Origin of the sequence: Pseudomonas sp. CFBP2511, from assembly GCF_030209255.1 — a bacterium.
Taxonomy (GTDB): Bacteria; Pseudomonadota; Gammaproteobacteria; order Pseudomonadales; family Pseudomonadaceae; genus Aquipseudomonas; species Aquipseudomonas avellanae.
On record NZ_JARVSI010000010.1, the window covers coordinates 217,683 to 238,673 of the forward strand.

The 20,991-nt window shown below is 58.5% G+C and carries 14 protein-coding genes and 1 pseudogene; 2 read left to right on the top strand and 13 right to left on the bottom strand.

Annotated features, from left to right (window positions below):
* Positions 1-71 precede the first annotated feature (71 nt).
* The gene (locus QRN38_RS09565; RefSeq protein WP_057419175.1) at positions 72-890 is read right to left on the bottom strand and encodes an SDR family oxidoreductase; all 819 of its coding nucleotides are present in this window, start codon (positions 888-890) and stop codon (positions 72-74) included.
* A 16-nt stretch (positions 891-906) separates the two neighbouring features.
* The gene (locus QRN38_RS09570) at positions 907-1,371 is read right to left on the bottom strand and encodes a hypothetical protein (protein ID WP_005764169.1); all 465 of its coding nucleotides are present in this window, start codon (positions 1,369-1,371) and stop codon (positions 907-909) included.
* Between the two features lie 204 nt (positions 1,372-1,575).
* On the opposite strand from QRN38_RS09570, the gene QRN38_RS09575 reads away from it, so the two are divergent.
* Complete coding sequence (locus QRN38_RS09575; RefSeq protein ID WP_057419174.1) at positions 1,576-4,296, top strand: RHS repeat-associated core domain-containing protein; 2,721 nt, start codon at positions 1,576-1,578, stop codon at positions 4,294-4,296.
* 68 nt (positions 4,297-4,364) lie between these two features.
* Here QRN38_RS09575 and QRN38_RS09580 read toward each other — a convergent pair.
* A pseudogene (locus QRN38_RS09580) lies at positions 4,365-4,508 on the bottom strand (hypothetical protein); the annotation flags it as partial.
* A gap of 91 nt (positions 4,509-4,599) precedes the next feature.
* On the opposite strand from QRN38_RS09580, the gene QRN38_RS09585 reads away from it, so the two are divergent.
* Complete coding sequence (locus QRN38_RS09585; protein ID WP_057419173.1) at positions 4,600-7,368, top strand: RHS repeat domain-containing protein; 2,769 nt, start codon at positions 4,600-4,602, stop codon at positions 7,366-7,368.
* 105 nt (positions 7,369-7,473) lie between these two features.
* On the opposite strand, the gene QRN38_RS09590 is transcribed toward QRN38_RS09585, so the two are convergent.
* From QRN38_RS09590 to QRN38_RS09635, 10 genes are all read right to left on the bottom strand, one after another.
* Entirely contained in the window at positions 7,474-8,925 is a 1,452-nt protein-coding gene (locus QRN38_RS09590) for a mannose-1-phosphate guanylyltransferase/mannose-6-phosphate isomerase (RefSeq protein WP_007244046.1), read from the bottom strand.
* Between the two features lie 127 nt (positions 8,926-9,052).
* Positions 9,053-9,721 carry an alginate O-acetyltransferase AlgF gene (locus QRN38_RS09595; RefSeq protein WP_003376052.1) on the bottom strand — a complete coding sequence of 223 codons (669 nt, stop codon included), beginning with the start codon at positions 9,719-9,721 and terminating at the stop codon, positions 9,053-9,055.
* Between the two features lie 12 nt (positions 9,722-9,733).
* Positions 9,734-10,909, bottom strand: a complete 1,176-nt coding sequence (locus QRN38_RS09600; RefSeq protein ID WP_057419172.1) for an alginate O-acetyltransferase — start codon at positions 10,907-10,909, stop codon at positions 9,734-9,736.
* Positions 10,910-10,919: 10 nt separating this feature from the next.
* Complete coding sequence (locus QRN38_RS09605) at positions 10,920-12,476, bottom strand: MBOAT family O-acyltransferase (protein ID WP_005764153.1); 1,557 nt, start codon at positions 12,474-12,476, stop codon at positions 10,920-10,922.
* Positions 12,477-12,662: 186 nt separating this feature from the next.
* Positions 12,663-13,799, bottom strand: coding sequence for a mannuronate-specific alginate lyase (locus QRN38_RS09610; RefSeq protein WP_005764151.1), 1,137 nt, complete (start codon positions 13,797-13,799; stop codon positions 12,663-12,665).
* 8 nt (positions 13,800-13,807) lie between these two features.
* A complete protein-coding gene (locus QRN38_RS09615) occupies positions 13,808-15,247 on the bottom strand; it encodes an alginate O-acetyltransferase AlgX-related protein (protein WP_011103482.1) in 1,440 nt (479 codons plus the stop codon).
* Between the two features lie 14 nt (positions 15,248-15,261).
* The gene (gene algG, locus QRN38_RS09620; RefSeq protein WP_005764147.1) at positions 15,262-16,872 is read right to left on the bottom strand and encodes a mannuronan 5-epimerase AlgG; all 1,611 of its coding nucleotides are present in this window, start codon (positions 16,870-16,872) and stop codon (positions 15,262-15,264) included.
* Between the two features lie 26 nt (positions 16,873-16,898).
* A complete protein-coding gene (locus QRN38_RS09625; protein WP_005615404.1) occupies positions 16,899-18,380 on the bottom strand; it encodes an alginate export family protein in 1,482 nt (493 codons plus the stop codon).
* Positions 18,377-19,789 carry an alginate biosynthesis TPR repeat lipoprotein AlgK gene (algK, locus tag QRN38_RS09630; protein WP_057419171.1) on the bottom strand — a complete coding sequence of 471 codons (1,413 nt, stop codon included), beginning with the start codon at positions 19,787-19,789 and terminating at the stop codon, positions 18,377-18,379. The genes QRN38_RS09625 and algK overlap by 4 nt, the downstream gene beginning before the upstream one ends.
* A gap of 2 nt (positions 19,790-19,791) precedes the next feature.
* Entirely contained in the window at positions 19,792-20,964 is a 1,173-nt protein-coding gene (locus QRN38_RS09635) for an alginate biosynthesis protein Alg44 (RefSeq protein WP_057419170.1), read from the bottom strand.
* Between the last annotated feature and the right edge of the window lie 27 nt (positions 20,965-20,991).

Consider the following 20,991-nt stretch of genomic DNA (forward strand, 5'->3'; position numbering starts at 1 on the left):
TGCTTGAGGACGCAGAGCGTCCAGAACGGCATGCCAACGCGGAACATGGGCACGATAGTTACAAGACTCGGCTACAGATCAGCGTTCAGTCCAAAGCGTTTTCTCAGGCCCATATCCAGCAGCCCTTTGGGCAGCAACCACGCCATCAGTGGCAGCAGGCTTGAGCCGTTGCCCAGTCGCAGCAGGCGTGGCGGATGGGTGTGTTGCACGGCCTTGAGCAGGTCGCGAGCGAATTCCGTGGCCGGTGTAGGGTTGTCCAGAGAAGCCCTGGCGCGTGCACGAATGCTTTCGCGAATCGGCCACCAGGGCGATTGTTCGCTGATCAGTTGCTCGGCTTCGTGGCTGGCATTCTTCGCGAAGCTCGACGCAATCGCGCCGGGCTGAACCTCCATCACCTGTACGCCGAACGGCGCCAGCTCGAGACGCAGCGCATCACTGAGCGCATGCACCGCCGCCTTGGATGCGCAATAAGCCCCCGCGAACGGCGTGACCAGCACACCGGATACGCTGCCGATGTTCACCACCAGCCCCTTGTTACGCCGCAGTGCCGGAAACAGCGCCCGAGTCACCCCGACGACGGAAAACACATTGGTTTCGAACTGCCGCTGCAAGGCCTGCACACCGCCGTCGAGCAGGGGACCCATCGCGCCATAGCCAGCATTATTGATCAACACATCCAGGCCGCTGTGTTCCAGACCGGCGGCCAGTTGCTCCAACGCCAGTTTGTCGTTGACGTCCAGTTGCACGGCGATGAAACCCGCTGCACTGAGTGCCGCGACATCGTCGGCCTTGCGTGCAGTGGCCCAGACTTCATAGCCAGTGGCCTTGAACGCGTCGGCCAGAGCACGGCCGATTCCGCTTGAACAGCCTGTAATCAAAGCAATGGGCATGTGGGGATCCTTGTCGTCAGTCCGAGAAACTGCCTTGTAGATGTTCTGCGCGAAATGCCAGGGTTTGCGGGCGGTAGCCATTACGTAACGCAGGCAACGGCACACAATCCTGCCACGCTGCCTTTGACTGAAGCTGGCCGGGGCCGCGATAGCGTGCAGAAGTGTAGGTGTTGTCCACCAGATTCACGGTGTCGCCCGGCGCGTAGGCCGCGATCCGCCAGTGCAGCTCCAGCAGGGCAGCCTGATTGTCGTTGGTTATCGAAACGCGCAGCGGCCGGTCTGCCGGGCAGCCTTGCGGGTCGTAACCAAGCTGGATGTCCAGACGTTCCAGCTGGCGCGTTTCCTGACTTTCCTGCCAGATCACGATGGCCGCCACGATGCCCAGCCCCGCCGCCGCTGCGAGCGACACTGGCAAGGCCTTGGCCGGATAGCGCAGCAACAGGATCAGCCAGGTCAGGATTAACAAAATGCCGATCAACATGCGGCGGGTCTCCAGCCGGGGGCAGTGCTGCACATCCTACAGACATTGCAGACGGGTTGACCAATGGGCAGATACCAGGCCGGTAGAGGACCTGGCGGGGGCGACACCTGTCATAAGTGCCAGTAGGCGCCATCGGTTCATTCATCTAGATTGTGGGCAGCAAGGAATATTCCGGGTTCTCTGGGCTAGCTACAGGTCCCTGTCATGGTCGAAAGCTCATTCATTCTGCATCAGCACACGCCTGCGCTACAGTCAGTGGACCCGCGCGGGTTGTCTGTGGCGTCGATTCTGCTGTGTCGTTCGAGCATCGACCACGAGCCGGAAATGCGCATCAGCCAGGCGTCATTGGACGTTGCCGGTCGACTGGTCAGCCGTTGGGACCCGCGCCTGTGGGCTGATCGGGCGCCCGCTAATCTCAGCGTCATTCATTCGCTCAGCGGTCAGGTGCTGGCCAGTGACAGCGTCGATGCTGGCTGGCGAGTGTCGTTGGCGGGTGAGGCCGGGCAGGTGCTGGAGGCCTGGGATGCTCGGGGCGTTGCGCGACGTACTGGGTACGACGCGTTGCTCAGGTCGACGGAGGTTTTTGAAGATGTACACTGCGTCGAGCGTCTGCTTTATGGCGGCCCTGATTCGACCGCGTATAACCAGTGCGGTCAGCTGATTCGTCATGATGATCCGGCAGGCACGCTGCTTGATGAAGCGTTCGGTCTTTCCGGAAGTGTGATCAGGCAAACGCGGCGCTTTCTGCACTCTGCCAATGAGCCTGACTGGCCCGAGTCGCTGACCGGGCGTGATGCCTTGCTGGAGCCCGGCGACGGCGCAACCACGTGCTGGCAATACAGCCCGTTGAACGAGAGCACTCAGCAGACCGATGGGCAGGGCAATGTTCGGTTTCTGGGTTACACCGTTGCAGGGCAATTGAAAGACAGTCGTTTACAGCTCAACGGTCAGGCCGAACAGGTTCTGGTCAGTGCCATTCAGTATGACGCGCAGGGGCGGGTGGTGTCGGAAACGGCTGGCAATAGTGTGATCAGCACGGCGCGGTATGACACTGAAGACGGTCGCCTGAAGGAATTGAATGTCACGCGTAGTAATGGGCAGGTGTTGCAGGATTTGCGTTACGGCTATGACCCGGTCGGTAATGTAATCCGTGTCGAGGACCGCGCTCAGCCAACTGTCTTTAAAGGCAATCAGCGCATCGACTCTGTTTCAACCTATCACTACGACACGCTTTACCAATTAATCGAAGCCACAGGCAGGGAATCGGCAGTCGTCAATTACGGTCCGGTGTTTCCTGGTTTTCAAAGTCCTGCGGATCCAACGCGATTGGCTAACTACACGCGGACTTATCGCTACGACGCGGGTGGCAACCTGCAACAGCTTACCCACACAGGCGCGCAGTCCCATTCGCGAACGCTGGTGACTGCGCGTTACAGCAATCGCAGTCTGCCGGTGATCAATGACCATATACCCGATGAAGCAGAAATCGCTGCTGCCTTCGACGCCAATGGAAATTTGCTCGCCCTGCAAGCCGGGCAAGATCTGAGCTGGGACCGACGCAACCAGTTGCAGCAGGTGCGGCCAGTGGTTCGCGATAACGCTGCGGACGACAGCGAACGCTATATATACGACGCCAGCGGCCAGCGCCTGCGCAAGGTGCGCACCACGCAGGCCAAAGCCGTTACCCACATCGCCGACGTGCGCTACTTGCCAGGGCTGGAAGTGCGCACCGATAGCGCCACTGGCGAAACCCTGCACGTTGTTGTGGCCCAAGCCGGGCGCAATAACTTGCGCGTGCTGCATTGGGCGTCTGGAAAGCCCGACGCGCTTGAAAATGATCAGACTCGTTACACCCTGAACGACCACCTGGGGTCCGGCACGCTGGAACTGGATGGACAGGCGCAGCGTGTCAGTCAGGAACGTTATTACCCGTTCGGCGGCACGTCATGGTGGGCGGGGCGCAATGCGATTGAGGCGAGTTACAAGACCGTGCGTTACTCGGGCAAGGAACGCGATGCGACAGGGCTTTATTATTACGGTTTGCGGTATTACGCGCCGTGGTTACAGCGCTGGATCAATCCGGACCCGGCGGGTGCGGTGGACGGGTTGAATATGTACCGAATGGTCAGAAATAATCCGGTATCCATGACTGATGTCGAGGGACTCGCTCCGTTATTTGGATTTGAGAAGGAGGTAGATGATGCTCGCCTCGAAGCGATAAGGGCGTTGGAAAAAACGAAAGCGCTGCTTGACGTTGAAGCCAATGAAGATGTGCCAATAGTCATAAAGCGTTTCTTTGGAGTTGACAGTGTCGAATTTAAGGCTCGCTGGAAAGATGACATTGATAAGGTGTTACGAGTGGCCCGAGAAACCTCTATGCGTAACGTCGATATCTTGGATTCAGATAAACCAGAGGATACCGTCACTGCGTTACTTGATATGGAGCGCTATAAAGGGTTCTCTCATTACCTGGCTGCGACTGAACGAGTGACACGTCAAAGTGCTTCCCCGAAAGAGTTGAACAGAGAGATGACACAGCTTCGCAAAAATTATAGGGATCAACGCGACGAAAAATTTTTGAGGATTAACAGGAAAACCTGGGGAGAAGCCAAAAAGGCTACCGGGAAAAGTTTTATTGCCCAGGTGTTGATTCACGAATTTTCCCACGCTGCGTTGAATACCATGGATTATGTATACGGTAAGGCCAAGGAGGGCCAGGACCCTACGCCTTTGCTAGATCTGGCTGCGGGCAAGGTCGATAAGAATTCAGCAACTTTAGGTAAGCACTATCGGAACGATACAAACAAAACATTCGCGGAGTTGGCATATGGTAATGCTGATTCATTTGCGAGTGCTGTTATGTATGTAAAGCGGTCGGCTTCAAAGAAAGCATCCGAGTTTGCTTTGTACAAACAGTTTTTTTGAGGCCCGCTAGTTGCAGTAGATATGAAAAAATTCCCCGGCCCGCTGCCGGGAGTAGTAACTTAACAGCTTCAGCGTGCGATAGTCTGTGTTTTCACACTCGCCTCCAGCGCTTGCAAACAACCGTAGCTATCTTCGAAACGCCCGATATCGTTTTCGTCCAGGTAGCTACCCGATTGCACGTCGATGATTTCCAACGGGATCTTGCCCGGGTTATGAGTCTATGTGCCAAGTAAATCGCGATGGTTTCGAGCTGAAAAGTATTCAATGCGCTATTTGGCAAGGCGGATCAAGGACGACTGAACCATGAATACTACGAGCGCTGTACTGCACCGTTACACCCCGCATCTACAGGTGGTAGACCCGCGTCGGCTGTTGACCGATTCAGTCGTTTTCTGCCGTCTGAAGCCTGCTGAAGAACCGCAGGCCAGGCAAAGTCATACGGCCTTTGATGTCGCGGGTCGTCCGTCGATGAGCTGGGATCCGCGCCTGTGGGCTGATCGGGCGCCCGCCAATCTCAGCGTTATTCATTCGCTCAGCGGTCAGGTGCTGGCCAGTGACAGCGTCGATGCTGGCTGGCGAGTGTCGTTAGCGGGGGAGGCCGGGCAGGCGCTGGTGGTCTGGGACGCTCGGTGCGTTGTGCGACGCATCGGGTACGACGCGTTGCTCAGGCCCACCGAGGTTTTTGAAGATGAGCACTGCGTTGAGCGCCTTCTCTATGGCGGCCCTGATTCGACTGATCACAACCAGTGTGGTCAGTTGATTCGTCATGACGATCCGGCAGGTACGCGGCTTGACGATGAGTTCGGTGTTTCCGGAAGTGTGATCAGTCAAACGCGGCGCTTCCTGCAAAACCTCGACGAGCCTGACTGGCCCGAGTCACTCACCGGGCGCGATGCCTTGCTGGAGCCTGGCGAAGGGGCGACTACTCGCTGGCGCTACAACTCCGTGAACGAAACTCTCCGGCAGACTGATGCGCAGGGCAATGTTCAGTTTCTGGATTACACCGTCGCTGGGCTGTTGAAAAGCAGTCGTTTGCAAATGAATGGTCAAGCCGAACAGGTTCTGGTCAGTGCCATTCAATACGATGCACAGGAGCGGGTGGTGTCGGAAACGGCGGGCAACGGAGTAATGAGCACTGCGCGGTATGACACTGAAGACGGCCGTTTGCTGGCGTTGAATGCCACGCGTAGTAATGGGCAGTTGTTGCAGGATTTGCGCTACGACTATGACCTGGTCGGTAATGTGATCCGTGTCGATGATCGTGCTCTGCCAGCCATCTCCAAAGGTCAGCGCATCGACTCGATTTCGACCTATCAATACGACACGCTTTATCAACTGATCGAAGCCTCGGGCAGGGAATGGGCAGTCGTTAATCACGGCCCGGTGCTGCCTGGTTTCCAGAGTCCTGCCGATCCTTCGACGCTGGCTGATTACACGCAGACGTATCGCTACGATGCCGGCGGTAACCTGCAGCATCTTACCCATACAGGCACGCAATCCCATTCGCGCACGCTGGTCACCGCACGTTGCAGCAACCGCAGTCTGCCGGTGATCAATGGCCACACACCTGACGAAGCAGAAATTGCTGCTGCCTTCGACGCCAACGGTAATCTGCTTGCGCTGCAAGCCGGACAAAACCTGAGCTGGGACCGACGCAACCAGTTGCAGCACGTGCGCCCCGTTATTCGTGAAAATGGCATGGACGACAGCGAACGCTACAGCTACGACGCCAGCGGCCAGCGCCTGCGCAAGGTGCGCACCACGCAGGCCAAAACCATTACCCATACGGCCGATGTACGTTACCTGCCCGGTCTTGAAATCCGTACCGATACGGCCACTGGCGAAACCCTGCACGTTGTTGTGGCACAGGCAGGGCGCAATAACGTGCGCGTACTGCATTGGGCGTCTGGCAAGCCCGACGCGCTTGAAAATGATCAGACTCGCTACACATTGAACGACCACCTGGGATCCGGCACGCTGGAACTGGATGGACAGGCGCAGCGTATCAGCCAGGAAAGTTATTACCCGTTCGGCGGCACGTCATGGTGGGCGGGGCGCAATGCCATCGAAGCGAATTACAAGACCGTGCGTTACTCGGGCAAGGAGCGGGATGCGACGGGGCTTTATTACTACGGGTTGCGGTATTACGCACCGTGGTTACAGCGTTGGATCAATCCGGACCCGGCGGGGGCGGTGGATGGGTTGAACGTGTATCTGTTTGTCCGTAATGATCCTTGCGGAGGCAGTGACGATGGTGGACTGGTTTATCGAGGAATGAATGATCGTATTGATCGACATTATGATAAGACGCACACGATCAAATACCGAGGGGTCTCAGATATGCGGCGGGCCGACGAGCATAAACTGGTGTACACATTGGATCTCGCGCTAGAGGAAAGCGTGGCCGTTATGACGCGTGAAGTAGAGAAGCTGAAGGCGGGTGATACTGATGATCTTTATGCCTTTCTCGGTATGAAAAAAAACGATCAAAAGGACTCATCCAGTCGGCTCGTAAAAACAGTTATAAACGGCTATGAAAAGCTCATTAAGTCTGTTGCTCGTTATCAGGACGGGGGAGATTTGCGCGACCAGCTAGTCTCTGTTGAAGGGCATCCGGAAACTCCGAATATGACAGCATTTTTTGTAAAGAGCGATCCCCATAGGCGTTTGTTTTTTACTGACTATGCGAGAACATTAAATGTGGTGTCCAGTGTGCAGACTCTCATTCATGAAGTGTCTCATTTGGAGCTTGATACGAATGACGATTTCTACTACTTGGGCTTTGACCTTAAGGCCACGTTTTCCCCCTATTTTGCAGGAGGTCTTTTAATCGGTAGTGTCAAAGAAGCCGTTCAGAAGAATGTGGACTTAAGAGCGAGCTATAAGCCGTGGCGTCATGGGTTCAAAAAATTTGAAACGTGGTTGTCTCAGGTGGCTGACTTTTGGGGAGGCTTCGCCGTCGCTCAGATCAGCCCAAAGAGAAGCCTGGCATTGCATAAACTGTCAATTGATCGCTTTGAGGCGAGAGGGGCTGGCCGCCATGCCTCAAACCAGCAGCGTAAAAGCACATGAACGAATATAAGCAACTCTCACAGCAAAAGCCCCCGGCAATAATGTGCGCATGACACTACGCAAAGAATTACCGGGGGCTGTCTCACTTGCAGCTAAAAGCGTCTGTCAGCGAGCAATCGTCTGTGTCTTAACACCCGCTTCCAGCGCATTCGAGCGACCGTAGATATCTTCGAAACGCTCGATATCGTCCTCGCCCAGGTAGCTGCCCGATTGCACTTCGATGATTTCCAACGGGATCTTGCCTGGGTTGCGCAGGCGATGGACCGAGGCGATCGGGATGTAGGTGGACTGGTTTTCGGTGAGCAGGAACACGTTCTCGTCGCAGGTCACCTGCGCTGTGCCGGATACCACGATCCAGTGTTCGGCGCGGTGGTGGTGCATTTGCAGCGACAGGCACGCGCCCGGCTTGACCGAGATGCGCTTGACCTGGAAGCGGCCGCCCATGTCCACCGAATCGTAAGAGCCCCACGGACGGTACACTTCAAGGTGGTTCTGAGTCTCGGTGCGGCCCTGTTCATTCAGAGTGGCGACCATCTGCTTGACGCCCTGAACCTTGTCCTTGTGGGCAATCATCATCGCGTCTTTGGTTTCGACGACCACGATGTTGTCCAGACCGATCACCGACACCAGTTTGCCGTTGCCGTGGATCATGCAGTTGCGGCTGTCCTGAATGACCACGTCGCCCTTGGTGACGTTGCCGTGGGCATCCTTGGCGTTGACTTCCCACAGCGACGACCAGCAGCCGACATCGCTCCAGCCAGCCGATAGCGGAACAACGCAGGCGCGCTGGGTTTTTTCCATGACCGCGTAGTCGATGGAGTTGTCCGGGCAGCAGGCGAAGGTAGAGGCGTCGATTTCAAGCGCGTCGCCGTCCTGCACGCTGCGCTCAAGGGTCAGCAGGCAGGTGTCATAGATGTCCGGGTCGTGCTTTTTCAGTTCTTCCAGGAAGCGGCTGGCGCGGAACAGGAACATGCCGCTGTTCCAGTAGTAACCACCGGCTTCGACGAACTCTTTGGCGCGTTTTTCGTCAGGCTTTTCGACGAACTGCGACACGCGGCTGACGCCTTCCGGCAGCAGGGCATCGGCGGTCGATTTGATGTAGCCATAGCCGGTTTCAGGCTTGTTGGCCGGCACGCCGAACAGCACCATTTCGCCACGTTCGGCAGTGACGGTTGCCAGCGCCAGTGCGCGTTGCAGGGCTTTCTGGTCTTCGATGACGTGGTCGGCAGGCAGCACCAGCATCAGGCCGTCATTGCCTTCATTGACCAGTTTCATAGCGGTCAGCGCGACGGCCGGCGCGGTGTTGCGGCCGAACGGCTCCATCAGGATGGCCTGGGTTTCCAGGTTCAGCGCAGCCAGTTGCTCGTTGACGATGAAACGGTGGTCCTTGTTGCAGACCACGATAGGCTCCTGCATGCCCTCGAACACCAGACGTTGCAGCGTTTGCTGAAACAGGGTGTGCTCGCCGGTCAGTGCCAGGAACTGTTTAGGGAATTGTTTACGCGAAAGCGGCCAGAGTCGCGAACCGCTACCGCCTGACAAGATCACTGGAATCATTTTGTTTCTCCAATAGCATTCAATTTGGGCTGTACGAGATGTCTGTCGTTTCTGTCGTTTCTGTCTTTTTCTTGTTCCGCGTCGATCGGCTCACGGCAACTGCCGCGAACCGACCGGCATAATCCGTTTAGCGGGTTGCGACCGGTGGCTTGACCCACACTGGCGAGAGGCTGCTGCCGCTGCCGGTGATGTAGAGCACGGCGGCTTCGCCACGCTCCAGCGCCACAGGTTTCACATCGGTGACTTTCTTGTCGCCGTCGTACAGCGCCAGGCTGACTTTTACCGGGTTGATTTCACGCTCGCCGGTGCCTTTGGCCGCTACGGTGTTGACCACTTCGGTCTTGCCGTCTGCAGTTTTCAGGGTCAGTGACTTGTCGCTGAGGTTCTGAACGCGAACCAGGGATTTTTGCTTGTTCTTGAAGGGTGGCTCTTCAACCAGTTGCGGTTTGCCGCTGGCGTTGTTGACCAGGGTGTAATAGTGATCGCTGGCCAGTTTCACCGGCACGCTCTGGCTGCCCAGCTTGGCGGTGTAGTCGCCTTGCGGCATGAAGCTGAACGCAGTGCTGCCCAGTGGTGCGACTTCGTTGAGGTTGGTGTTGCCAACGCTGGCGCTGATTTCTGCGCTGCTGGCGTTGTAAACGCGCACGAAGGTCGAGCCTTTCGGTGCAGTCGGGCCGTACAGGGCGGAGTCACCGGCGAACGCTGGCAGCGACATCAGGCCCAGGCCTGCAGCCAGTGCGCAGGTTTTGAACAGGCGTTTGGTGGCCGAACGGTGTGCAGTGTTGTTGGAAGTCATGAGTCAGTCCTCTCAGTTTTGCGCCCGGTTGGGCGACTCGGATGGTTTGGCGTTGAGTGCCACGTTTTCTTGGGTGTCACGCGATTTCTTCAGCTCGGCGATCCACTTGGGATCGAACTCGCCAAGGTCGTTGTGTGCCGGCAGGTAGCGCTCCGGGAATTCCCAGATGACCACTTGCGGCGGGGTGTTCTTGAAGGCGTCGGTCTGCAGGTACTTGAGCATCGGCAGGATCGGGCCGTGGCCGTCTTCGGCGTAGTTGACGACGTCACTGCGCAGCGCCTGTTTCAGGGCACCGACGAAGTTCCAGTTGGGGTTGGCGCTGTAGCTGGTGCCCACCAGGCCGACCGCCACGTCGCTGTCGGCGAACAGGGCATCGCCGCCTGCCGCTTCGCCTGCTACCGGGTCAGTGCTGCGTTTCTGCAGCTCGTCAGGCTTGGGCAGCAGATTGCTGAACAGCGGGTCGAGTGGCAGGAACGTGGTCAGGTCACCTTTGTAAGGAGCGGTTTCGATAGCCTGGGTGACGAACTGTTCAGGTTCGCCTTCCAGCGGGGCTTTCTGGGCAATGGCGGCGCCCAGTCGCTGCGCGGCCACTTCGGCGCCCATCGGCGTCCAGTGCGTGTCGGTGCGCAGGAAAACCTGGCCCTGTTGCTTGGCGGCTTGCAGCGGTGCCAGCAGGTCCGGTGCAAAGATGCCGGCTTTGGCAACCTGAGCGTGAAACTGCTGATACAGGTCGGCGTGCAGACTGGCCGGCTTGTTGTCACCGATGTGCTCCGGGTACAGACGGGTTTTTGCCGGAACGATGGCCAGAACCAGTTTGCTGCCCTGTTTTTCCAGGGCGTCGCGCACGCCCTGAATCAGCGCCAGGTTGTCGGCTTCGTTCTGCTCGCCATTGGCAACCGCATCGAACTCTTCATCGGTGTACAACCACTGGTCCTTGCCGAGCACCACGCCGGGCCGACCTTCGTTGAACAGTTTGAAGTCCAGCGCCGCCCACAGGTTGGTGCCCAGGCGTTTGATCGGAAACTCATCGTCGTAATGGGTTTCCGCAGCCTTGGTCCATTTACCGTTGAGCACGGTGGTCTCGGCCGAGGTCGAGAAGTTGCTGAAACTGCGCAGCGACCAGGCTCCGAGGATCAGCAGAATGCCCAGGAAGATGGCGATGTAGAGGATTCGTAATGAACGGGTCATGTCAGGCTCCTCAAAACTGGAAGTAAAGGAACGGCGAGAAGCTTTGCGCCGAGAGTTTGAGAATCGATGCCACGAACAGCAGCAGGATCAGTGCGCGCATGGCGTAACGTGGCCAGTCGGCGACCCAGTAGGCCGGTTGCACCTGAGCTTCGCTGCCCACGGTGTAGCCGGGCAGGTGCAGGCTGCCAGGTGCGTCGCCGGGTACGGCCTTGATGGTGCCCGGTTGCTCGGTCGCAGGACCGTCGGCCCTGGCGCTCTTGCCGCTGTCTTTTTCACGGTTCTGGTAAAAGTCACGCAGGCCGAAGAACGCCAGGGTCGCGTAAGCCACTACCAGCGTTGCCACTTGCAGGCCGGTCAGGCTGGCGCGGTTGAGTTCGGACAACTGCCAGTCGCCGAAGCTGAACATGGCACCGTACATACGGCCGGCCACGTGCAGGTTTTCAGAGCGGAAGATCACCCAGCCGATCACGACCAGCAGGAAGGTCAGAGCCCAGCGGATCACATTGAAGCTGTAAGGCTTGGTGTTGATGCCGACCGCTTTCTCGATGGCCAGCCACATGCCGTGCCAGGCACCCCAGATGATGTAGGTGACGTTGGCACCGTGCCACAGACCGCCCAGCAGCATGGTCAGGAACAGGTTGCGATAGGTCGCGACCTTGCCGCCACGGTTGCCGCCCAGGGTGATGTACAGGTAGTCACGCAGCCAGGTGGACAGGCTGATGTGCCAGCGACGCCAGAACTCGGTGATCGACTGGCTGATGTAAGGCTGTTTGAAGTTTTCCATGAAGCGGAAACCCATCATCAGGCCCAGGCCAATCGCCATGTCGCTGTAACCGGAGAAGTCGAAATACAGCTGCGCGGTGTAGGCCAGCGCACCGAGCCAGGCATCACCCGTGGTCGGGTTCTGCAGGGCGAAGCAGTGGTCGGCGACAATGGCCAGGGTGTCGGCGATGAACACTTTCTTGATGAAGCCCTGCATGAATCGCGTGGCGCCCTCGGAGAACTTGTCCAGCGTGTGGGTCCGGTTGTTGAACTGATCGGCCAGATCACGGAAACGCAGCACGGGCCCGGCAATCAGGTGCGGGAAGATCGCAACGAATGCCGCGAAGTCGATCAGGTTGCGAGTGGCCGGGGTATCGCCGCGGTACACGTCGATGATGTAGCTGATGGACTCGAAGACATAGAACGAGATCCCGATCGGCAGCAGCACGTGGGTCAGGATGAACGGTTCCAGGCCCATCGAGGTCATGGCCGCATTGATGCTGTCCACGCCGAAGTTGGCGTATTTGAAGTAGCCCAGAATGCACAGGTCTACGATTACGCCGAGCAGCAGCCAGCGCTGTGCCGGTTTGGTCCGCACACCTGCTGCGCCCACTTTGAGGCCGATCCAGTAGTTCCAGACGGTCACGCCGATGAACAGCGCCAGGAAGTCCACACGCCACCAGGCGTAGAAGATATAGCTGGCAATCAGCAGCAGCAGATTGCGATAGCGTTGCCCGCTCAGGTAGTACAAGCCGAGGAAGATCGGCAGGAACATGAACAGGAACACGTTGGATGAGAAAACCATCCTGATCTCTCCGTTTGTCCAACAGTCAAGGGCTCAAAGCCCCCCCAAACCCCCCGTTGAAACAGGGGGGTAAATCGCTTCACAGCTTCTCGGCGAAGCTGGCCAGGCGAGATCCGTCTTTATGGATGCATCGCCTGGGCAGATGTCTTCGCGGACAAGCCCGCTCCTACAGATAACGACGGTGAATCAGGAGCCGTCGTTGTCGCCCTTGTCGCCTTTTTCATGGGTCGGGTCGTAGACCTTGGTCAGGTCACCGCCCAGGCGGAAGGTTTTGAACGGCTGCTTTTCGTGTTTCTCTTCCAGCACATCCGGGCTGCAGGTGTAGAGCGAGCAGTACGGTTCGAGCCAGGCAAATTTCGGATCTTTCTTGAGGTCCGTCATGTCCTGTTTTTCACCGTTGTGCTCCGCAAACGATGCAGGGTCTTTGACTCCGGCCAGCACACGGTCACCCAGACGCTTCAACGCACCATTGTTTTCCGGACGCAGATCAACACCATTGGCCTGAGCGAAGCTTGCGATCATCGCGAGCGGCGGCAGGGCGTAGTTGTGATACGACAGCGCACGTTGACGGCGCTTCATCTCGTTAGGCAGGTAGCCGTCCTTGTCCACCTGATTGGCGGCGACCTTGAATTCCTTCACCGCCCAATCGAACAGGTCCTTGCGGTTGGTCACGACAGCGGTGGACATCACCGACCATGCAGCCCAGTACGAGTGGTTATTGATTTTTTCCAGCGGCAGATTGCTCCAGTCGCTGACCACCTGATCGGCCAGCTTGCTGAACCAGGCCTCGATGATCTGCGCGTCCTGCTGGCGATTGGCCAACGGGTGCGAATCGGAGAACTTCAAGCGCAGGTAAGCAGAGGACATGCTGCCCAGTGCCCATTTGCGCATGGACTTGCCGGTGTGGTTGAACTCGCGGGATTCCAGCGCATCGGCTTTTGCCCACGTGGTCATCATGTTCAGCGCGCAATCGAGCTGTTCCGGGCGACCGTCACGCATGTACTGCATGACGACTTTGCTGACGCCACGCTCAAGGGTGGTGATGTCCTTGGTCGCGTCACGAAAAGCTTCTTCGGACACTGCATTGAGTGTCGCGCGCGCCTTGTCCGAACCTTCGTACTTGCTGCGGAAAACCAGCTTGTCGGTGTAAGGCTTGGGAATGGCTTCACAGGTGAAATTGTGATCGCCGGTCTTCATCTTTTCGATCGGGGCATCGTAGCCCTTGGGTGGAACCAGTGCGGCGGACGCACCCGTAGCCCAGGCCATCGATGACACAATTGCCATCGACAGCAGGGTAGGGCGTATCAGTTTCGGAGTCTGCATAAGTCACCTCATAGTCCAGCTTGAGCGGTGTGTTTCGCAGCGCTCGGGAACACGTTGCGTTTGCATACTTTGGCAGCCACTTTCTGCGGTGCCGTGCCTGCTTCCGGTCCCTGGATTTCGAGTGCCAGCAGTTGCTGGTCGGCCCAATCCTCGTCTTCGCGCAATTCAAAGGCGAAGCGTCCGTCGGTATCGGAAGTTTCCGGCTTCTCGATTTTCAGGTCCTCGTGGCGACCGTTCATGTACCAGAGTCTGGCCTGGAGGGTTTTCACCGACGTGTCGTCAAAGCGGATATCGATCTGGTTGCTGCCATTGCGAATATCCTTGATGCCGTTCTTGCCGTTGACCAGCACTTCGTTGTTGCCCGGCTTCAAGGTAGTGCTGGCGCTCATGACCGCAGGCTTGCCTTCGCAGCCGTTGTCGAGCAGCGCCATCATCTGGCGATAGATGGTCTCCTGGTCCAGGCGATACAGCGGCGAGAATTCCCAGATGAGAATCTTCGGCGGACGTTTCTGGAAGTCTTCGCTGCCCAGGTACTGCAGCATCGAACCTTCCAGACCACCACCCGGGAACGCCACGTTCAACACGTCGGCGCCCATGTATTCCTGCAAAAAGCCCGCAAAGTTGTAGTTCTTGCCGCTGTGGCTGGTGCCGACCAGGGTGATTTCCGGGTTGCCGGCGTCACCGAACAGGTCGCCGTCGCCAGCCTCGCCCTTGGGCTCGGTAGTGAACTGGTCCATGTACTGCACCGCGTAGCTGGTGCCGCACAATTGCCCGGCCATATTGTGCAAAGTGCCTGTCTTGCCCATGCGTCCTGAAATATGGCTTTCAAATTCACGTTTCGGAATGCTGCTGTAGCCCGGTACTTTTTTAACGGTCTCGGCAACGATTTTCGCGGTGCGTTGTGCGCCGTATGGCGTCCAGTGCTGGTCGCCGCGGAAGTAGAAGTCGTGTGCCTGCTGTTCGTTGGTCAACGGCGACAGGTCCGGCACCCAGTAACCCATCTTGCTGAAGCGACCGAGCATGGCCTGATAGTTTTTCAGCGCCTTGTCGTAGTCGAACTTGTCGCGTTCGGCCGGGAACAGCTTGTTACGATCAACCAGGCCACGGGTCGGCTGATAAACCACGACCAGCTCGACGCCCTTGCTCTTGAACGCATCGTGCAGTTCTTTCATGCGGCGGTAGCCGCCCGGCGTGGTGTCGAACTCGGTGCGCAGGTCTTCCTGCGTCCGGAACAGCCAGTCGCCCTGAGCCTGTACCAGCGTGGTGAAGTTCTGCTGGTAGCGGGTGGTGTAGTTTTTTGCGTCGTGTGCGGCCGGGCACAGGCTGCAGCAAGGCTCGGCCTTGAACGTCGGCGCTTGTGCGTCGTCTGCCCGAGCGACACCGGCGGCGGCCATCAAGGCGGCGGTGAGGCTGGACAGGCTCAACAGCTTGATCAGATGTGCGTGCATAACAATACCCTTCCTCATTCCCGCAGCTCGGTCTGGCTTTCGACGGGGTCGATCAATACGGCTTTTTTCTGGCGAACCAGCAGGTCGAGAATTTCGTCCTGACGCTCACCGAGGATACCGTTGAGGCTGATACCGACCTCTTTGGTGGGCATCAGCATCGAGACGCGATACAGCTCGACGCTCAATGGCGAGTCGATGGACAGCGGACCGGAGCCATTGCTGGACAGTTCGCCACCGACCATGATCAGCGACACCTGAGCGTCGAACGGGTCGAGCTCGATGTCGCGGTCGGTATCGTTCAAGTCCTTGATGTGGCCGTAGACGCCCATCAGGCCGTTGGCCATGGCCACGTTCTCGTACAGTTTGATGTTCACACTGTTGCGCACGCGGATACCGTGACGGCGGTTGGCAATCACACGGTTGCCCCACAGCAGGTTGTTGCCGCTTTCGTAAAGAGTGATGCCGTCGGTGTGGTTCTGATAGATCTCGTTGTAGGCGACGATGTTGCCGACGCTGTTACGGTCCAGAACCACGCCGGACAATTTGTTGTTGTGGCTTTTGTTGCGGAAGATGAAGCTGTTGTCCACTTCCCGGGAAATAATGATCCCGTGCTTTTTCTTGGTTCCGTAAACGTCGTTTTCGGCGATGATCAGGCCGTGGGAGCGGTCATGCGGGTCAATGCCGTACACGATGTTGTCGCGGTAGGTATTGCCCTTGACCACGAAGTCACGTGTTTCGTAGCAGTAAAAGCCGTACCACATGTCCGCGAATTCGGAGTCGATGATCCAGCCGGTCGGCTCGCCACGCTTGAGAACCTTCGCGGTGTTGGGCGTGTACTGGGAAATACTGACGCCGTAGGACTTGCTCTGGTTGTAACCCATGCTCGCCATTTTGGTCTTGGCGATCCACGTTTCCGAACCGCCCCAGGTCAGTACGAACGGGCGAAACTCGTCGGGGGTGCGGTAGGCCGCCAGACCGTTGCGGGTTTCACTCCAGGCGTTGACCGAGGTGTTGGTGATCAGCATCTTGCCTTCGCTGACGATGAACGAGCCCTTTTCCTGAGACAGACGCAATTCCTTGGTCTTGCTGTCGATCTCGAAGATCCCGGTCTCCTTGACCAGGATCGGCAGGCGCGCCACGTAGACACCGGGCGACACTTCACTCAGAAACTGCTTGGGAACCTTTTTCACCAGATCCTGCAGGTTCACGTAGCCGTCGGAAATCATGATTGCCTGCGGAATGCCCTTCTGACGGACCACCCATTCAGCCATCTTGTTGTCACCGCCGATGAATTCCTTCAGGCCGGTTTCTTCCATCATCCGCGCGACGGTGATCTTGCCGGGCTTGTTGCGCGCAATCTTTTTCAGCGCCGCCTCGGTGGTGTAACCGCTCAAGTCGGGGAGCACCGGCTTGGCCATTTCCAGCGGCCCGGTCGGCGGGCTGGTGATGGTGTAGGTCTTGGCCTGGTGCAACTCTTTAACCAGTGCCTTCGGTGCTTCGGGTACGGCAGGCGCGTTGGCCAGCGCGACGCTGCTGGCCATCAGCAGAGCGCTGGTCAGCAGGGCACTTTCGAGCAGAGCGTGCGGCCAGTTGCGGCTACGCCCGTTGCTTGCATGGCTGTTCATCTCTGGCACTCCTTTGGCGGTTCGCATCAGAAGCGCCAGATGACGTCGACAACAGCGCGGTGCATGTATTCATCCACGCCGTTGTGATACGCGTCGCCGGGCTTGAAGACACCTGCGCGCAAGCGCACCAGTGCCGAAGGTTCGTCGAAAGACTGGCTGAGCGAGGCGGGCAGCAGGCCTTGCTTGAAGTACTTGGTCACGACCAGGTCCATTTCCTGACCCAGGTCCTTGCGCCCGTCTTCCAGCGGCAGCGAGCTGAACGTGTTGCTGTCGCCGTTTTCACGCACTGCGTTGATGCCCGAACCGCCGATACCGGTGTTGCCATCGACACGACGGAACTTGTGGTAGATCAGCGACGCGTCGTATTCCTCGTTCATCTGCCAGGAAGCGAACAGCGAGCCGGTTTCCACGTTGGCCATTTCGCCCTGGAACGCCTCGCCGAAGCGATGGATGCGCGAACGGGTGCCGGTCCAGTTCGAGCGGTTGCTCTCCAGACCGTTCTGAATGTAGTCCTTGCTGGCGCGCGAGTAGGCGGCGCCGACTTGCCATTGCGGGTCGAGACGCAGGCGCAGGCCCAGGTCGGTGGCCCAGCCATTCATGTCACGGCTGTTTTTCTCGCCGGCAAAAAACTGGTCATTGGCAGCCGAGGTCACGCCGATTTCGTCGCGTGTGCCGTTCAGCCAGGTCAGGCTGCCCCAGTAGTTGAGCGGGGTGGTGTTGCGATAATTGTAAGCATCGCTGTCAGCCTGCAGACCCAGCCACGTCAGGTTGCCGTTGGAGGTCTTGTCCAGATCGTCCAGCTGCTCGCCCTGCGACTTGAGTTTGCCGTCGTCATGACTGTAGTGAGCGCGCACACCGGCCCAGTGGCCAGGTGTCCACTGGTAGCTGGCCGAACCGAACAGATGCTTGCGATCTTCATCGTCGGGCGCCAGTTCGGTCAGGTCGGTGCGGTACTCGCTGAAACGCTGGGCAGCACCCAGTTCGGCACGCAGCAGGGTGGTGTCGAAGTTCCAGTTGATGGCTTCGATGTTGGTGTCGTGCCATTGGCCGTCGTCATTGCGCAGGCGCTGGCGACCGACTTTGAGGATCTCGCCCGGATAAGGCGTGAAGCCGCTGTAACCGATCCAGAATTCTCGCAGTGCCGCGTAGGATTTTTCGACTTCGCGCTCGCTGGCCGTGCCACGCGAGGTTTGCGTGCCGCTGCCGTCGCTGTTGCTCTGCTCCAGAGGGTCGGTCTGAATGGTGTCGGTGGCGGTGACCACCTGGCCCATGGCGTAGCCGCTCCAGTCGCCGCGCTCACCGTAGACCCAAGGGCGCAGGTCCAGGCCCACACCGTTGACGTCGCCGCCCGAACGGGTGCCCAGATCGCGATCATCCTCGGCCTGCGCCGTGGCTTTGATTTCGATACCGAAATTCTGTTGTTCGGTCAGCGCTGCCAGCGTCGGGCAGGCCCAGAACAGGGTGAAGCCAAGGCCCATGCCGGCGGCCATCAAAGGATTCAACTTCATAGTGCTTCCTCACCGTCTTTTTCTTCTTGCAGGGCCTGCATCGCCATCGCGTTCTGAGTGGCGGAAGCGCCCCGGACTTTTTGCTCGCGTGCCAACAGGTCTTTGGCAGTGGCGAGCTTTTCAGGCGGCAGTTGGGTACTCATTGCCTGGGCAAGCTCAGTGGCTTGCGGGGTTTCACTGGCCAGCGACAACTGGGCGAAGACCCAGGCGTTGACCGGGTCGGGCAGCGTGCCCTTGCCCTGCGAGAACAGTTGCGCAAGCGCGAAATCGGCGCTGTTCTGGCCACCACGTGCGGCGGTCAGCAGCTCGTCCACGGCTTTTTGCGGGTAAACCTGGCCCAGGTAGCCACGACGGTAGATCTGCCCCAGGTAGTAATGGGCAGAGATTTCCGTTGCGGTGGCTTTTTTCAGGTGTTCTTCGGCCTTGACCGCGTCTGCCGGAACCCATTTGCCCTCGTAATAGAGACGGCCCAGCAGCAGTTCTGCGCGTGGCTGATCGGCCGCGCGACCATTGTTCAGGTATTCCATCATCTTGTTGACGTCACCCAGTTCGGGGAAGTCGTACAACAGTTTGGCCAGCGTGACCCAGGAAATCGGGTAACCCGGCGCAACCTCTTCGAGCAATTGCTGAGCCGTCTTTTCGTCAGGCGTTCGGATAGTGGAATCGCCCAGTACGCGGGCGACGCTGTCGACTCGCTGAGCGTTGACGCGACCGGCAGCGTGTGCGCTTCTCAGTTGCGCGATCAGTGCCGCCTGTTGCTCGGTCTGGCCGCGAGTCTGGTAGACCGTGGCGAGTTCGACGTAGCAGATATCGGTGGCCGACAACGCCTGTTTGCAGATGCTTTCGACTTCATCCAGATGCTCGGCGTAGGTGCCCTGAGTGCGGTACAGCAGCACTTGCGCCAGACCGGCTTCTGGATAGCCGGCAGCGCGCCACTGGCTGATTTTCTGCTGCGCATTCACTTCGGGAAAGGTATGCGGGTATTGCAGATACAGCATGGCCAGCGGTATCAGCGTGCCCGACTCACCGTTGGCGAAGGCTTTTTTCAGCAGCTCTTCGGCTTCGCGATGCTCGGCCTCAGTGGCATCGGGCTTGACCGCCAGCAGGCGACCGAGGCGCGACTGTGCCCGTGGCGAAGTCTGTGCGGCGGCGCGGTAAGTGGCCTCGGCCTGCTTGAGCAGCGCCGGGTCGCGGGTATTCACCTGAATATCGGCCAGGCCGACTTGCGCGTCGCTGTAGCCCAGGTCCGCCAGCTGCCGATAGTTCTGCTCCGCCAATGCAGTGTCGCCGTTTTTCAGGGCTTCATTGGCAAGGCGTTGATCAGGCAGGCCGGCACAGCCGCTGAGGCCGAGCGCGACAGCGAGGCTCAATAGCGTGGGGGTCGACAGGCGTCGTAGTGGGCTGTTCATGGTTACAGACCCGCAGCCATTGCTTTGTCGAGCAACCAGTTCACGGACGGACCGCGATCACTGACCACTTCGACAGGGCGACCGGCAAGCGAGCTGCTCAGGCTTTCGTCTGGCTTGATCTGCACGCGAATGTCGGTGGACAGGTCGGTGTCGCTCAGGTTGGTGCTGCTGACGATCTGACCGGTGCGCAGTTTGTCTTCGCCGGCGATCTGGAAGCTGACACGGGTGCCTGGCTTGACGTCGTTGAACTGGCGATAGGTAAAGCGTGCTTCAACCGTGGCCGGCGCATTGCGTGGCACCAGTTGGAAGATCACCTGACCTTTGGACGCGAACTGACCGTCAGCAACCAGTTGGCGAGCTACGACGCAATCGCACGGGCTGGTCATGGTGCCGCTCATTTGCTTGCCATACAGCTCTTCGATCTTGGCCGGCTGCAGGTCTTCACCGGTCAGGCTGCCCTTGAGCATTTCCAGCATGCTGGTGTTGAAGGTCGCCAGTGGCGCGCCTTTGCTGGCTTCGCCGTTCTGGGCGACCAGGCTTTGCAAGGTGCCTTCACGCGGCATGGTCACGTCCATGCTCGGTATCGAGACCAGACCCGCCGACGCATGGCTGACAAAGTACAGGCCGTAGACCGTCTTGAAGATGAAGCCGAACGCTGCCAGGCCGACAATAAAGATGCCGAGGCTGAACGTGACCGCACGCAAACGACCCAGTGCGCTCATGCCGCTGTCGCTGCCTTTGACCTTGCGTGCCTTGGTGAAATTGTCGCGCTGCAAGGTGGCGAGCACTTCACCCAGGCTGACGATTTCGCCAGACAGGTGCGAGGTGATCAAGTGGCGCAGGGTGGCAATGTCCTGAGCTTCCAGGTTCTGGAACTGGCAGCCAACACGGCCGCTGGCGGTATCCACCGAGCGCACCTGCATTTCTACATCCATGGCCAGACCAAGGTTGTCGATCAGAAATTGCAGGCGGCCCTTGATGACCTCACCGGTGGTGTAGGCAAGCCCCGCTGGAGCCACAAAGCTCAAGCCGCCGGCCGACAGGTCTTCGATACGCACCAGCGGCGCGTTCGGCTTGTCGTTCAGCAGGCGCAGCTTGGCAGGGATCTTGATCCGGGCGTGTTGGCGCTGGGCTTCGGATTCATGTACGACGTTCGCATTCACGGCTGTATTCATGGCTAGTTTTCCTACTTAAGCGATTAA

Excerpts from the sequence above, each read along its gene's own strand:
- QRN38_RS09565 (WP_057419175.1), bottom strand. The coding sequence starts at position 890 with ATGCCCATTGCTTTGATTACAGGCTGTTCAAGCGGAATCGGCCGTGCT.
- QRN38_RS09570 (WP_005764169.1), bottom strand. The coding sequence starts at position 1,371 with ATGTTGATCGGCATTTTGTTAATCCTGACCTGGCTGATCCTGTTGCTG.
- QRN38_RS09575 (WP_057419174.1), top strand. The coding sequence starts at position 1,576 with ATGGTCGAAAGCTCATTCATTCTGCATCAGCACACGCCTGCGCTACAG.
- QRN38_RS09585 (WP_057419173.1), top strand. The coding sequence starts at position 4,600 with ATGAATACTACGAGCGCTGTACTGCACCGTTACACCCCGCATCTACAG.
- QRN38_RS09590 (WP_007244046.1), bottom strand. The coding sequence starts at position 8,925 with ATGATTCCAGTGATCTTGTCAGGCGGTAGCGGTTCGCGACTCTGGCCG.
- QRN38_RS09595 (WP_003376052.1), bottom strand. The coding sequence starts at position 9,721 with ATGACTTCCAACAACACTGCACACCGTTCGGCCACCAAACGCCTGTTC.
- QRN38_RS09600 (WP_057419172.1), bottom strand. The coding sequence starts at position 10,909 with ATGACCCGTTCATTACGAATCCTCTACATCGCCATCTTCCTGGGCATT.
- QRN38_RS09605 (WP_005764153.1), bottom strand. The coding sequence starts at position 12,476 with ATGGTTTTCTCATCCAACGTGTTCCTGTTCATGTTCCTGCCGATCTTC.
- QRN38_RS09610 (WP_005764151.1), bottom strand. The coding sequence starts at position 13,799 with ATGCAGACTCCGAAACTGATACGCCCTACCCTGCTGTCGATGGCAATT.
- QRN38_RS09615 (WP_011103482.1), bottom strand. The coding sequence starts at position 15,247 with ATGCACGCACATCTGATCAAGCTGTTGAGCCTGTCCAGCCTCACCGCC.
- algG (WP_005764147.1), bottom strand. The coding sequence starts at position 16,872 with ATGAACAGCCATGCAAGCAACGGGCGTAGCCGCAACTGGCCGCACGCT.
- QRN38_RS09625 (WP_005615404.1), bottom strand. The coding sequence starts at position 18,380 with ATGAAGTTGAATCCTTTGATGGCCGCCGGCATGGGCCTTGGCTTCACC.
- algK (WP_057419171.1), bottom strand. The coding sequence starts at position 19,789 with ATGAACAGCCCACTACGACGCCTGTCGACCCCCACGCTATTGAGCCTC.
- QRN38_RS09635 (WP_057419170.1), bottom strand. The coding sequence starts at position 20,964 with ATGAATACAGCCGTGAATGCGAACGTCGTACATGAATCCGAAGCCCAG.